Raw genomic sequence first — 14,435 nt, forward strand, 5'->3', positions numbered from 1 at the left:
GCCTCACAAGGGAGCAAATTGCATGCCAGTGCCCCAGCATGGGTTTTTTGCCCCAAATTCACGCTTGCAGCACTGCAAAGCGCCATAAAAGTGAAATTCTCGCCCCTTAATGTAGCGCCTCGAATCAGAAATGACCTGTTTTGGTGCAAGTGAAACCTTCTGCATATTAACTGGTTAAACCTTGAGCAATTTCCGCTATAATCCGCGCCCCCCTTTTTCGGCTGGCCCTGCGCGCGCTGTTTTCATGAAACTAATCGTAAAAGTCTTCCCCGAGATCACCATCAAGAGCCGCCCTGTCCGGATGCGTTTCATCCGCCAGCTGGCCAAGAACATCCGCGCCGTGCTCCGCGATCTGGACCCGGCCGTGGTGGTGAACGGTGTGTGGGACAATCTCGAGCTGGAAACCCGCGTTACCGACCCCAAAGCCTTGAAAGAGATGGGTGAGCGCCTCGTCTGCACCCCGGGTGTCGCGCACTTTCTGCAGATCGACGAGTACCCGCTGGGCGACTTCGACGACATCACCGAGAAGTGCAAACAGCACTACGGCGATGTGCTGGCCGGGAAGATTTTCTCGGTGCGCTGCAAGCGTGCCGGCAAGCATCCGTTCAGCTCGATGGACGTTGAAAAATACGTCGGCAGCAAGCTGCGTCGTGAGTGCGGTGCGGCCGGAATCGACCTCAAAGACCCGGAAATCGAAGTTCGCATCGAAGTTCGCGACCAACGGTTGTTTGTCATCCACAGCCAGCACAACGGCATCGGCGGTTACCCGCTCGGCGCCCTGGAGCAGACGCTGGTATTGATGTCCGGCGGCTTTGACTCGACGGTTGCCGCGTACCAGATCATGCGTCGCGGCCTGATGGCGCATTTCTGCTTCTTCAATCTCGGCGGGCGTGCCCACGAATTGGGCGTGATGGAAGTCGCGCATTTCATCTGGAAGAAGTACGGCAGCTCGCAACGCGTGCTATTTGTCAGTGTTCCGTTCGAAGAAGTGTTGGGCGAAATTCTCGGCAAAGTCGATAACAGTCATATGGGCGTCGTATTGAAGCGTATGATGTTGCGCGCATCGTCGGCCATCGCCGACCGGCTGCACATCGATGCGCTGGTCACCGGCGAAGCGATCTCCCAGGTATCGAGCCAGACGCTGCCGAACCTGTCGGTGATCGACTGCGTGACCGACAAACTGGTCCTGCGCCCGCTGATCGTTGCGCACAAGCAGGACATCATCGACACGGCCAACGAGATCGGCACCGCCGATTTCGCCCGGCACATGCCGGAGTACTGCGGGGTCATCTCGGTCAATCCGAAGACCGCCGCCAAGCGCCACCGTGTTGAGCACGAAGAGAAAGAATTCGACATGGCGGTTCTCGAGCGTGCGCTCGAAAACGCCAAGCTGGTGCCGATCGACCGAGTGATCGACGAATTGGGCCAGGATTTGCAGATCGAAGAAGTCGGCGAAGCGCTGGCCGGTCAGATCGTCATCGACATCCGTCACCCGGATGCGGCCGAGGATGACCCGCTGGAACTCGCCGGCATAGAAGTACAGACGATGCCGTTCTACGCAGTGAACGCTCGTTTCAAGGAGCTGGATCCGACTCGCCAGTACCTGCTGTATTGCGACAAAGGCGTGATGAGTCGCCTGCATGCTCACCATTTGCTCAGTGAGGGGCATGCCAATGTGCGCGTTTATCGACCGAGCTAAGTGCCCGGGGCTGTTTGCCTGTGGCCTGCGTCACCGGCCCCCCGACACCGCCGTCAAGCTGTAACGGCCATGCCGGACACTACTGTTAATCGCTGCCAAGACTTGTCAGCAAACCGAATCCTCTGATCGAGATACACAAGTGATCGAAAATCTACGTAACATCGCCATCATTGCCCACGTTGACCATGGTAAGACCACCCTGGTAGACAAACTCCTGCGTCAATCCGGCACCCTGGAGCGCAACGAGCTCAACGACGAGCGCGTGATGGACTCCAACGACCAGGAAAAAGAGCGCGGTATTACCATTCTGGCGAAAAACACCGCCATCAACTGGAACGGCTACCACATCAACATCGTGGATACCCCGGGCCACGCCGACTTCGGCGGTGAAGTAGAACGCGTAATGTCGATGGTTGACTCCGTTCTGCTGCTGGTTGACGCTCAAGACGGCCCTATGCCGCAAACCCGTTTCGTGACCAAGAAGGCGTTCGAAGCCGGCCTGCGTCCAATCGTGGTTATCAACAAGGTTGACCGTCCAGGCGCGCGTCCGGACTGGGTTCTGGACCAGATCTTCGATCTGTTCGACAACCTCGGTGCTACCGAAGAACAACTGGACTTCCAGGTTGTTTACGCTTCGGCCCTGAACGGCATCGCCGGTCTGGATCACACCGCCATGGGCGAAGACATGACTGCGCTGTACCAGGCAGTTGTCGACCACGTTCCGCCTCCGGCCGTTGACCGTGACGGTCCGTTCCAGATGCAGATCTCCGCTCTGGACTACAACAGCTTCCTGGGTGTTATCGGTGTTGGCCGTATCGCTCGTGGTCGCGTCAAGCCGAACACCCCGGTTGTCGCTATCAGCGCCGACGGCAAGCGCCGCAACGGTCGTATCCTGAAGCTGATGGGTCACCACGGTCTGCACCGCATTGACGTTGAAGAAGCAGCAGCTGGCGACATCGTCTGCATCAGCGGCTTCGACGAGCTGTTCATCTCCGACACCCTGTGCGACATCAACACCGTCGAGGCCATGAAGCCGCTGACCGTTGACGAGCCAACCGTTTCCATGACCTTCCAGGTAAACGACTCGCCATTCTGCGGTAAAGAAGGCAAGTTCGTGACCTCCCGTAACATCAAGGATCGTCTGGACAAAGAGCTGCTGTACAACGTTGCACTGCGCGTTGAAGAAGGCGACTCGGCTGACAAGTTCAAGGTTTCCGGCCGTGGTGAGCTGCACCTCTCGGTACTGATCGAAACCATGCGTCGCGAAGGCTTCGAGCTGGCCCTGGGCCGTCCTGAAGTGATCATCCGTGAAGTTGACGGCGTGAAGCAGGAACCGTTCGAAAACGTCACCATCGACATCCCTGAAGAATCGCAGGGCAAGGTCATGGAAGAGATGGGGCTGCGTAAGGGCGACCTGAGCAACATGGTGCCGGATGGCAAGGGCCGTGTTCGTCTGGAATACAACATCCCTGCTCGCGGTCTGATCGGTTTCCGTAACCAGTTCCTGACCCTGACCAACGGTGCTGGCATCCTGACCTCGATCTTCGATCGTTACGCTCCAGTGAAGTCGGGCCACATGTCCGGCCGTCAGAACGGCGTTCTGGTTTCGGTTGAAACCGGCAAGGCACTGACCTACTCGCTGGAAACCCTGCAGGCTCGTGGCAAGCTGTTCGTAGAACACGGCCAGGAGATCTACAACGGTCAGATCGTTGGTCAGAACAGCCGCGACAACGACCTGGGTGTGAACCCAACCAAAGGCAAGAAGCTCGACAACATGCGTGCTTCGGGTAAAGACGAAACCATCGCTCTGGTACCACCTGTTCGCTTCACTCTGGAACAGGCTCTGGAATACATCCAGGAAGACGAGCTGTGCGAAGTGACTCCTAAGTCCATCCGTCTTCGCAAGAAGATCCTGGACGAAAGCGAGCGTACCCGCGCTGCCAAGAAAGCCAAGGCATAAGATTTAGCCCAGGCTGAAAAAAACGCCCCCGGTCGCGAGACCGGGGGCGTTTTTGTTTGTCTGGGGTTTACGCGTTGTTTGTGCCGGCCCCTTCGCGAGCAGGCTCGCTCCCACAGGGGAACGCATTCCAATGTGGGAGCGAGCCTGCTCGCGAAGGCGGCAGATCAGCCGCCGCAAATTTCAGGAAAGATCAAAACTTCTCGATCGACCGCGAATTCTGCACCCGCTCGACTTCTTTCGGCTTGTACGCGCAATACCCTGGACGCGGGCCGATTTTCGGGTGGTTGCGGCAAGTGTCCGGGCGCTTGTCATAAATGGTGCACAGGCGGCTCTTACGATCCAGGTAGTAGCAATCGTTGTTGCTCATGCGCTGCAGGGTGAAGATCCCCGACTTCTGGTTGAAGCGCTCGACCAGCCCTTCCTTTTGCAGGCGCTTGGCGATGTTCTTCGGCGGATCACCCAGTTCGAACTCGTCAACCACGCCGATGCGTACCAGGTCCTTGATCTTGACCTCGACCGGCAGGGTGCAGCAGCTGGAGACACAAGAGCCGCACATCGGGGCCGAATATTTGGCCCACGTATCGAGACGATCGATCTCGGCGGCGGCAATCAGGTTGGGCTTCATCATCGGGAATTACCAGGCGTGTGCATCAGGGCGCGCGATCATACCGGGACTGGTGGATTTTTGAACAACCTTTCGCCAGATTTTTGCAAATGCCGCGCAAATGTCATTCAGTCCGGCACGGCCCCTGCATTCATTAGCCCACTCGCCAAGGTAATGCCGGGCTATCTCACCGACTTCGGAAAAACTGCCGAACCAGCGCCTCTACCGTCGGTCAGACCGTCTAGGCTCAGACAATTCCCCGCTCGCTCGAGGTCCTATCGATGACTCAAGAACCACTAGTTCGCGAAGCAGAGGTGGCCGCATTCCGCGATGCCGTCCTGACCAAGCTCACCTATGCAGTGGGTAAAGACCCGGATCACGCTTTCGACCATGACTGGTTCGAAGCCATTGCCCTGGCGGCGCGCGACCACATGGTCGAACACTGGATGGACCACACCCGGCAGATCTACCGCAAAGGCCAGAAACGGGTGTATTACCTCTCGCTGGAATTTCTCATCGGTCGTTTGCTCTACGACAGCCTGAGCAATCTCGGCCTGCTCGACGTCGCGCGTGAAGCGCTGACCGAACTGGGCGTCGATCTCGAACGCATCCGCCTGCTGGAACCCGACGCGGCGCTCGGCAACGGCGGCCTCGGCCGTCTGGCGGCGTGCTTCATGGAGAGCATGTCGACCCTCGGCATCGCCGGGCACGGCTACGGCATTCGCTACGAGCATGGGCTGTTCCGGCAGGCCATCGTCGATGGCTGGCAGCAGGAACAGACCGAGCACTGGCTGGATTTCGGCAACCCGTGGGAGTTCGAACGTCCGGAAGTGGTGTACTCGATCGGCTTCGGCGGCAGTGTCGAAACCGTGACCGATGCCAGCGGCAAGACCAAACAGGTCTGGTCGCCTGCGGAAACCGTGCGCGCGATTGCCTACGACACACCGGTGGTCGGCTGGCGCGGGGCGAGCGTCAACACCCTGCGGCTGTGGCGTGCACGCGCCATGGAAGATCTGCACCTGGAGCGCTTCAACGCCGGTGACCACTTGGGCGCCGTCGCCGAAGTGGCCCGGGCTGAAAGCATTTCCCGCGTGCTTTACCCGGCCGACAGCACTGAGGCCGGGCAGGAACTGCGCCTGCGCCAGGAATACTTCTTCGTCGCCGCTTCCTTGCAGGATCTGCTGCGTCGTCATCGCAACATGCATACCTCGGTGCTGACCCTGGGCGATCACGCGGCGATCCAGCTCAACGACACCCACCCTTCGATTGCCGTTGCTGAATTGATGCGGCAACTGGTCGACGTCTACGACGTGGCCTGGGATGCGGCGTGGCAAGTCACCGTCGACACCCTGTCGTACACCAACCACACGCTGTTGCCCGAAGCGCTGGAAACCTGGCCGGTCGGCCTGATGGAACGCATGCTGCCGCGGCACATGCAGATCATTTATCTGATCAACGCCCAGCACATCGACTCGCTGCGCGCCAAAGGCATTCATGATTTCGACGTGCTGCGCGCGGTGTCGTTGATCGAAGAGGACAACGGTCGCCGGGTGCGCATGGGCAACCTCGCGTTCCTCGGTTCGCACAGCGTCAACGGCGTGTCCGGGCTGCACACGCAGTTGATGCGCAAGACCGTGTTCGCCGAATTGCACAAGCTCTACCCGGAGCGGATCAACAACAAAACCAACGGCATCACCTTCCGCCGCTGGCTGTTCCAGGCCAACTCCGAACTGACCTCGATGCTGGTCGACTCCCTCGGCCCGGAGGTGCTGGATAACCCGGAAGAACGCCTGCTCGACCTCGAACCGTTCGCCGAGCAACCCGCCTTCCGCAAAGCCTTCGCCGAACAGCGCCTGCACAGCAAAAAGGCCTTGGCCTATCTGATTCACGAGCGGCTGGGGATCGCGGTCAATCCGGCGGCGATGTTCGACGTGCAGGTCAAACGGATCCACGAATACAAGCGCCAGTTGCTCAACCTGATGCACACCGTGGCGCTGTATCAGGCAATCCGCGCCGAGCCTGAAGTCGACTGGGTACCTCGGGTGAAAATCTTCGCCGGTAAAGCGGCGGCCAGTTATCACCAGGCCAAATTGATCATCAAACTGACCAACGACATCGCCCGGGTAGTGAACAACGACCCGACAGTACGCGGTTTGCTGAAGGTGGTGTTCCTGCCCAACTACAACGTCAGCCTGGCGGAAAGCATCATTCCTGCGGCGGACTTGTCCGAGCAGATTTCCACGGCCGGGTTCGAAGCCTCGGGCACCAGTAACATGAAGTTCGGCCTCAACGGTGCGCTGACCATCGGCACCCTCGACGGCGCCAACGTGGAAATGTGCGAGCGCATCGGCGCCGAGCACATGTTCATCTTCGGCCTCAGCGCGCAGCAGGTTGAAGCGCGCAAGCAGAACCACGAGTTCAGCGCTGCACCGGACATCGCCGCGTCGCATCGTTTGAGCGACGTGCTGCAAGCGATCCGCAGTGGTGTGTTCTCGCCGGATGACACGTCGCGCTACACCGGGCTGATCGATTCGCTGGTGGACTACGATCGCTTCCTGGTCTGCGCCGACTTCGATTCCTATTGGGAAGCGCAAAAACGCGTCGATGCGCACTGGCACGACTCCAACAACTGGTGGCGCTCGGCAGTGCTCAACACGGCGCGGATGGGCTGGTTCTCGTCCGACCGGACGATTCGCGAGTACGCCACGGATATCTGGAAGGCACTGGAGTGATTTTCTGCAACAAATGTGCGTAAGGCCCAACGATTGTTGGGCCGGATCGATATACTGAGCGCCGGTTACCGGGCTGTTCAGTCACCACTGATCCAATGTAGGAGTGAGCCTGCTCGCGATAGCGCCGTCACATTCAACAGCTTCGTTGACTGACAAATCGCTATCGCGAGCAGGCTCACTCCTACAAGGGTTTGTGCCTAGACTGAAGCAATCGCCGGACTCGCCCCGCCTCGGGGCCGCTTAGGGATATCGACCATGCAATGGATGTTCATGTTGATCGGGCTGCTGCTCGGCTGGCTGCTCGATGAGTCGTTCAGTGCCGCGCTGCTTGGTGCACTGCTCGGGCTGGCGATCGGGCAAACGCTGCGGATCGCCCGGCTTGGCTCGCAGGCCAACGACCAACAGCGTCAACTGGAACAGGCCAAGGTCGCCCTGCAAGCCGTCGAGCAGCGTCTGTTTCTGCTTGAAGGTGCCAGCGTGCGCACCACACCGCCGAGCGTGGCGCCGATGCCGGACGCCATCGTTGAGCCGATCATCGTCGCCGAACAATCATCCTCCCCCACGCCGGATCTGGTCTGGGAACTGCCACCCGAACTCGAACCGATCTCTACCGTTGCCAGCGAAACCAGCCAGCCGCTGCCGGCGGATGTCTGGCGTCTGGATGCTGTTACCGACGAGCCAGCAGCGCCGGCACAGCCTGCCGAACCTCGTGGCCCGAACCTGATCGAGCGTGGCATCAGCGCTGCGCGTGACTGGCTGTTCGGTGGCAACACCGTGCTGCGGGTTGGTGTGGTGCTGCTGTTTTTCGGTCTGGCGTTCCTGCTGCGCTACGCCACCGAGGGCATGGTGGTGCCGATCGAACTGCGTTATGCCGGCGTCGCGGCGGCGGCGTTGGCCCTGCTGGCACTGGGCTGGTGGCTGCGTACGCGCAACAGCAGTTATGCGCTGATGCTGCAGGGCACCGGGATCGCGGTGCTGTACCTGACGGTGTTTGCGGCGATGCGTCTGCATCCGTTGCTCGATCCGTCCGCCGCGCTGGGGTTGCTGGTGGCGGTCACGGTGTTCTCGGCGATTCTCGCCATCACTCAGGATGCGCTGGGGCTGGCGGCGGCTGCAGCATTGGGCGGTTTCGCCGCGCCGATCCTGACCTCGACCGGGGAGGGCAACCATGTCGCGCTGTTCAGCTATTTCGCGTTGCTCAATGCCGGCATTCTCGCCATTGCCTGGTTCAAGGCCTGGCGCCTGCTTAACCTGATCGGGTTCGTCGGCACGTTCGGTATCGGCTTCGCCTGGGGCCTGCGCTCCTATGCGCCCGAGCTGCTGTGGAGCACCGAGCCGTTCCTGATTCTGTTCTTCCTGATGTACCTGGGCATCGGCCTGTTGTTCGCCCGACGCAAGTTGCTCGACATGCCCGATGCGCCAGCAGACGGCGATCGCGAGGCGCTGCTGCACTGGTCGGCGCGCAAGGGCGACTACGTCGACGGCACGATGCTGTTCGGCCCGCCGATCGTGGGCTTCGGTCTGCAGTTTGCGCTGGTGCAGCACCTGGAGTTCGCCGCTGCGTTCAGCGCACTCGCACTGGGCGTGATCTACATGGGCCTGGCCCGGGTGTTGATGGGCGGCCGCGCCTTGTTGCTGGGTGAAACCTGTCTGGCGCTGGGGGTGATTTTCGCCAGTCTGGCGATCCCGCTGGGCCTCGATGCGCGCTGGACTTCGGCGGCGTGGGCAGTGGAGGGCGCGGGGATTTTCTGGCTCGGCCTGCGTCAGCATCGGCCGTTCGCCCGAGCGTTTGCCCTGCTGCTGCAACTGGGGTCGGCGCTGGCCTTTCTCAGTCAGTTGCGGGTTGGCGAAAGCAGCCTGCTCGACGGCGCACCGCTGGGGGCGTTGATGCTCGGCATCGCGCTGCTGTTCAGTTTCTATCAATTGCGCAAAGCCTCGGCGGAACAGGCTTCGCCGTGGGAGCGCCAGGGTTTGCCGGTGCTGGCGGCACTGGGCCTGACGTTCCTGTATTTGCTGGCGCCGTTGTTTTTCTTTGTTCAGCTGACAGCGATCAGTTGGGCCTTGGCCGGATTGGTGACCTTGTTCGTCGGTCTGCGCCTGCAATCGCGCACGTTCCTGTTCACCGCGTTCACTGTGCAGTTGCTCGGTGGTGCGTTGTTCCTGTTGCGTCTGCAAGGTGCAGGTGAGGATTCGGCGGCCGTGTTCAGCGCCGGGTGGAGCGGTTTGCTCAGCGCATCCGTGATCGGTCTGGCATTGATCGGCGGGATGCTGCTGGCGGCGCGCGACGAGATGGTGCGCGGCGATGTGCGGCTGCTGCGCGGCTTGTCGGTGGTGTTGCTGGCGGGGTTGGTGCTGATCAATCTGGCGGTGCTGTTCGTGCTGCCGTGGCAAACCGCAAGTGCGTTGTGGGCGGCGAGCGGTCTGCTGATCATCTGGCTGAGCCTGTACCTCAAGCAGCGCGTCAGTTTTGTTTTCGGCCTGTTGTTGCAGTTGATCGGTGGCGCGGCATTCTTGTTGGCCGGCCCCGAGCTGCTCGGGCCGCTGTCCAGCGAAGGTCTGCGGCCGTTGGCCCATGGCGGCTTCTGGACGCCGCTGGTGCTGGGGCTGGCCGCGCTGGTCGGTGCCTGGCGTCTGCAACTGGGCAATCATGCCTCGGCGTTCGATGCGCTGAGTTTGCAACGCCTGTCCGAAGTGCTGCTGGTGTGGGGCGCCGGTTGGTGGGCGTTGGCGTGGGTCAGTGAGGTGCTGCGTTTTGCCCCGCTGAATCTGCAGGCGACGCTGTTGCTGCTGATTGCCGCGCTGAGTGTGGCGCTGTGGACATTGTTGGCGCTGCGCCTGAAATGGCCGGCGCTGGGCCTGCTCTGCACCTTGCTGATCCCGGCGGCGGGGCTGGTGCTGCTGGCGGCGTGGCATGCGCGTTATCACCCAGCGGCGAATTTCGGTTGGCTGGCGTGGGTATTGGTGTTCGCCGTGCATTTCTTCAGCCTGCGGCGTCTGGCGCCGATGCTGCCGGCACGCGCCTTGAGCACGGCGCACGTGTTGGGTTGCTGGCTGCTGATTGGGGTGCTGGCGCTGGAGTTGCGCTACGGTCTGCTGCTGTTGTCCGAGCAATACAACGCCTGGCGCTGGCTGGGCTGGGCGATCCTGCCGAGTCTGTATCTGTTGCTGGCGGCGGCTCCGCGCAGTTGGCCATGGCCGGTGGCGGCATTCCCGCGGGAATATCGTTTGTACGCCGCCGCGCCGCTGGCAGTGCTGATGCTGGCGTGGTACTGGCTGGCCAACGGCGTCAGCGACGGTAACGCCGAACCGCTGCCGTACGTGCCGCTGATCAACCCGCTGGAATTGGGCCTGCTGTTCGCCCTGTTCGGGGTGTACGTGTGGTCGCGCCATGCGGTGACGCAGTTTGCCCTGCGCAAGGATTACGCCGAGTACGCCACACAACTGGTCGCCGGGGTTTCGCTGTTCGCTTTCTGCACCGCGCTGGTGACCCGCGCTGCGCACCATTGGGCGGGCATTCCGTTCGAGCTGGATCTGCTGCTCGAATCGATGCTGGTGCAGGCCGGGTTGTCCATCGTCTGGACCCTGATGGCGCTGGGGCTGATGATCGGCGGACACCTGCGTCACCGGCGCGAAGTGTGGCTGATCGGCGCGGCGTTGATTGCGCTGGTGGTGGCCAAACTGATTTTTGTCGAATTGAGCAACCGTGGCGGACTGGCCCGGATCGTCTCGTTTATCGGCGTCGGCGTGTTGCTGCTGGTGGTGGGCTATTTCGCACCGCTGCCACCGAAACGTGTCGAAGCCGAACCGGTGGCGGACAAACCCGTGCCGGATACCGAAGGAGTTTCATCTTGAGTCGCATGCTGAATCTGGGGTGGTTGGCGCTGGGCGTGGTGATGGCTGCCGGCGCCCAGGAAAAACCGGCGGACTTCGCCACGCAGGTGCCGCTGACGGTGAGCGGCAACGGCCCGTGGTATCGCCTCGATCTGCCGCTGAGCGCGCAATTGCAGGCACGCCAGACCGATCTCAGCGACCTGCGCGTGTTCAACGCTGCTGGCGAGCCGCAGGCCTACGCCCTGGCCCGGGAATCGGCGCAGACCCGCGACGACGGGCAGTTGCATGAAGTGAAGTGGTTCCCCTTGTACAACGCCGCCGACGCCAGCGAGCGAGCGCCGAACGTACGCGTGCAATCGACCACCACCGGCACACTGGTGGAAGTGCAGCCGTCGACGCAATTGGAGGCCGGTGAAGAAGTGCTGCGTGGCTGGCTGCTCGATGCCAGTGCAATCAAGGCGCCGCTGCAGCAGTTGATCCTCGACTGGACCAGCGAGCGCGACGGCTTCCAGCGTTTCAGCATCGAGGCCAGTGATGACTTGCAGCACTGGCAGGTGTGGGGCGAGGGGCAGGTCGCGCGGCTGACCTTTTCCGACGAACGCATCGAACAGCACGAAGTGACGCTGCCGGGGCAATCCGCTCGCTATCTGCGTCTGCTGTGGGATGCGCCAACCTCGGCGCCCATCCTCACGTCGGCGCAACTGAAAAGCAGCGATCCACGCAACGTGCCGCTGCCGTTGGTCTGGTCGCAAGCGCTGGCGGGCAATAGCACCAAGTCCGGCGAGTACACCTGGCAGTTGCCGATGGGCCTGAATGTCGAGCGGGTGCAGGTCGAGCTGAAACAACCGAACAGTCTGGCTCCGGTGACGCTCGCGGGCCGCCGCGAAAGCAGCCTGCCGTGGCAGACACTGAGCAACGGTTTGCTGTATCGCCTGACCCAGAACGGTCAGGACGTGGTGCAGAACGAATTGCAGTTGTACGGGCAAACCGTGCAGCAGTTGAAACTGAGTGTGGATGAGCGTGGCGGTGGTCTGGGCGAGCAGGCACCGAGCCTGAAGTACGCGGTGCGGGCGACGCAGGTGATTTTCCTCGCACGGGGTGACGGGCCTTACAGCCTGGCGCTGGGCAATCCGACGGTGAAAACCGCGAACTTGCCGCTGAGCACGCTGATTCCGGATTTCAAACCGCAGAAGCTCGCGACGCTGGGCAAGGCGACGGTGCAGGGTGAGGTGGTTGCCACTCAGGCTGCGCCGGCGACTACGGCGGCAGTAGCCGAGACCAACTGGAAGAAAATCGGCCTGTGGGCGGTGTTGCTGGTGAGTGTGGTGTTCCTCGGGGCGATGGCGGCGAGCCTGTTGCGCAAGCCGCCGACCAATTCCTGAGAATGGCTGGCGCTGCGCGCCATTCGCGAGCAAGCCCGCTCCCACAGTTGACCGAGTAGCCTCGATGGACGCGATCAATGTGGGAGCGGGCTTGCTCGCGAAGGCGGCTGATCGGCCAACGAGAATTTCAGATCGGTCGCGGTTGCGCACGCACCACCCGTCCCGTTTCGAACTACGCTCAATCCGGTACCTGAACTCTCTCGACCCGATCACGTCTGATAGAGGCAATTGCGCCCCAATGCACGTTACCGGGCGTCATCGCTCGCTACGTTTTCAGACTCCCTGTAAACTGCGCGGGTTTTTAGCCCCCCATTCCACCGGAGCCGTCCATGTCCCGCGTTACCCTGAGTCGCTATTTGATTGAGCAGACCCGCAGCAATAACACTCCTGCCGATCTGCGCTTCCTGATCGAAGTGGTGGCGCGTGCCTGCAAAGAGATCAGCCACGCCGTGTCCAAAGGCGCCCTGGGTGGTGTTCTGGGCAGCATGGGCACTGAAAACGTCCAAGGCGAAGTGCAGAAGAAGCTCGACGTGCTGTCGAACGAGATCCTGCTCGAAGCCAACGAATGGGGCGGTCACCTGGCCGGCATGGCGTCCGAAGAAATGGACAATGCCTACCAGATCCCGGGCAAATACCCGAAAGGCGCCTACCTGCTGGTGTTCGACCCACTGGACGGCTCGTCGAACATCGACATCAACGCTCCGGTCGGCACCATCTTCTCGGTACTGCGTTGCCCGAACGAATACCTGAGCCAGAACGAGCCGCTGAACGAAAAAGCCTTCCTGCAGCCAGGCACCCAGCAGGTTGCCGCCGGTTACGCGATCTACGGCCCGCAGACCATGCTGGTGCTGACTCTGGGCGACGGCGTCAAAGGCTTCACCCTGGACCGCGAAATGGGCAGCTTCGTGCTGACCCACGAAGACATCACCATTCCTGAAACCACCCAGGAATTCGCGATCAACATGTCCAACCAGCGCCACTGGGAAGCCCCGGTACAACGCTACGTCAGCGAACTGCTGGCCGGCGAAGAAGGCCCGCTGAAGAAGAACTACAACATGCGCTGGGTCGCCGCGATGGTGGCCGACGTGCATCGCATCCTGACCCGTGGCGGTCTGTTCATGTACCCACGCGACAGCCGTGAGCCATCCAAGCCCGGCAAACTGCGTCTGATGTACGAAGCCAACCCGATGTCGTTCCTGGTGGAACAGGCCGGCGGCGCGTCCACCGACGGTCACCAACGCATCCTCGACATTCAGCCCGAAGGCCTGCACCAGCGCGTAGCGGTGTTCCTCGGCTCGAAAGAAGAAGTCGCCCGCGCCACGGCTTACCACAAGGAATAAGCCATGACCGCGCCCTGGCAGCCGTTGCTCGATTGGTGGTTCGGACATGCCGAATCACCGGACGAGATATCGGCTGACAAGGGCAAGTTGTGGTTCGGCAAGAAAGACAGCCAGGACCTCGAAGCGCGTGAGCGTTTCGGGGTCTTTGTCGATCAGGCCCTCGCTGGCGAATTGGCCGAATGGACGCAACGTCCCGAAGGTTGGCTGGCGCTGGTGCTGCTGCTCGATCAACTGCCGCGCATGATCTTTCGCGATACACCCAAAGCCTTTTCCGGTGATCTGCGCGCGCAGAAACTCGTCGCGCAGGGCATTGCAGCGGACTTCGACCGGCAACTGAAGCCGATCCAGCGCGTATTCATTTATCTGGTGTTCGAACACTGCGAAAACCTCGCGGTGCAGAACGAAGCCGTTTCGCGTTTTATCGATCTGGTAGCCGAACAGCCGGAAGCCGAGCGGACGGTGTTTGCCGACAATCTGGACTATGCCGAGCGGCATCGGAAAGTGATTGCACGGTTTGGACGGTTTCCGCATCGCAATGCGGTGTTGGGACGGGAGTCTACGGCGGAGGAGTTGGCGTTTCTCAGTCAGCCTGGGTCACGCTTTTAGCTTAGCCGAGTTATCGGTTGAACTGAGTCCATTTCATCCAGTTCAAGAAACACGCTTTGAGCGTCTCTGAATTTTCTTTGATCAATTTCCTCATTACCTATTGCGAGGATTGCCAACAAAGTTGTTTTGTCTGGATGATCGCAATCGAGTTCCGTGTTCATCAGTCAAGTATCCTGGCCAATTACAAATTACCGAGAAGGCATTCTGCATTGTGGAAGCCGTCTTCGCGAACAAGCCCGCTCCCACACTGGTTTTGTGAACATCACCGATCCAATGTGGGA

Annotated in this window: 8 protein-coding genes; 7 read left to right on the forward strand and 1 reads right to left on the reverse strand. The window is 61.0% G+C overall.

The features are described 5' to 3' along the window. Positions 1-244 precede the first annotated feature (244 nt). The gene (thiI, locus tag CRO59_RS08930) at positions 245-1,699 is read left to right on the forward strand and encodes a tRNA uracil 4-sulfurtransferase ThiI (RefSeq protein WP_047600876.1); all 1,455 of its coding nucleotides are present in this window, start codon (positions 245-247) and stop codon (positions 1,697-1,699) included. Between the two features lie 139 nt (positions 1,700-1,838). Beyond that, on the forward strand, positions 1,839-3,659 hold the full coding sequence (gene typA / locus CRO59_RS08935; protein WP_007961739.1) for a translational GTPase TypA: 1,821 nt from the start codon (positions 1,839-1,841) through the stop codon (positions 3,657-3,659). Between the two features lie 190 nt (positions 3,660-3,849). Here typA and CRO59_RS08940 read toward each other — a convergent pair whose 3' ends face one another. Next, positions 3,850-4,287 (reverse strand): YkgJ family cysteine cluster protein, encoded by a 438-nt coding sequence (locus CRO59_RS08940; protein WP_007961740.1) that lies wholly within the window; start codon positions 4,285-4,287, stop codon positions 3,850-3,852. Positions 4,288-4,544: 257 nt separating this feature from the next. On the opposite strand from CRO59_RS08940, the gene CRO59_RS08945 reads away from it, so the two are divergent. The 5 genes from CRO59_RS08945 to CRO59_RS08965 all read left to right on the forward strand — a co-directional run bounded on the left by CRO59_RS08945 (position 4,545) and on the right by CRO59_RS08965 (position 14,154). Continuing rightward, complete coding sequence (locus CRO59_RS08945) at positions 4,545-6,995, forward strand: glycogen/starch/alpha-glucan phosphorylase (RefSeq protein ID WP_097086973.1); 2,451 nt, start codon at positions 4,545-4,547, stop codon at positions 6,993-6,995. Between the two features lie 255 nt (positions 6,996-7,250). After that, positions 7,251-10,847: a DUF2339 domain-containing protein gene (locus CRO59_RS08950; RefSeq protein WP_097086974.1), complete on the forward strand. Its 3,597-nt coding sequence runs from the start codon at positions 7,251-7,253 to the stop codon at positions 10,845-10,847. Next, positions 10,844-12,208, forward strand: a complete 1,365-nt coding sequence (locus tag CRO59_RS08955; protein ID WP_097086976.1) for a DUF3999 domain-containing protein — start codon at positions 10,844-10,846, stop codon at positions 12,206-12,208. Before CRO59_RS08950 ends, CRO59_RS08955 begins: the two co-directional genes overlap by 4 nt. A gap of 329 nt (positions 12,209-12,537) precedes the next feature. Beyond that, positions 12,538-13,548 carry a class 1 fructose-bisphosphatase gene (locus CRO59_RS08960; RefSeq protein WP_007961744.1) on the forward strand — a complete coding sequence of 337 codons (1,011 nt, stop codon included), beginning with the start codon at positions 12,538-12,540 and terminating at the stop codon, positions 13,546-13,548. A 3-nt stretch (positions 13,549-13,551) separates the two neighbouring features. After that, a complete protein-coding gene (locus CRO59_RS08965; RefSeq protein ID WP_097086978.1) occupies positions 13,552-14,154 on the forward strand; it encodes a DUF924 family protein in 603 nt (200 codons plus the stop codon). Positions 14,155-14,435 lie beyond the last annotated feature (281 nt).

This window comes from Pseudomonas sp. LAMO17WK12:I5 (assembly GCF_900215165.1).
GTDB classification, from domain to species: Bacteria; Pseudomonadota; Gammaproteobacteria; order Pseudomonadales; family Pseudomonadaceae; genus Aquipseudomonas; species Aquipseudomonas putida_A.

Coding starts and splice junctions, on each gene's coding strand:
- CRO59_RS08950 (WP_097086974.1), top strand. CDS start 7,251: ATGCAATGGATGTTCATGTTGATCGGGCTGCTGCTCGGCTGGCTGCTC.
- thiI (WP_047600876.1), top strand. CDS start 245: ATGAAACTAATCGTAAAAGTCTTCCCCGAGATCACCATCAAGAGCCGC.
- CRO59_RS08945 (WP_097086973.1), top strand. CDS start 4,545: ATGACTCAAGAACCACTAGTTCGCGAAGCAGAGGTGGCCGCATTCCGC.
- CRO59_RS08965 (WP_097086978.1), top strand. CDS start 13,552: ATGACCGCGCCCTGGCAGCCGTTGCTCGATTGGTGGTTCGGACATGCC.
- CRO59_RS08960 (WP_007961744.1), top strand. CDS start 12,538: ATGTCCCGCGTTACCCTGAGTCGCTATTTGATTGAGCAGACCCGCAGC.
- CRO59_RS08940 (WP_007961740.1), bottom strand. CDS start 4,287: ATGATGAAGCCCAACCTGATTGCCGCCGCCGAGATCGATCGTCTCGAT.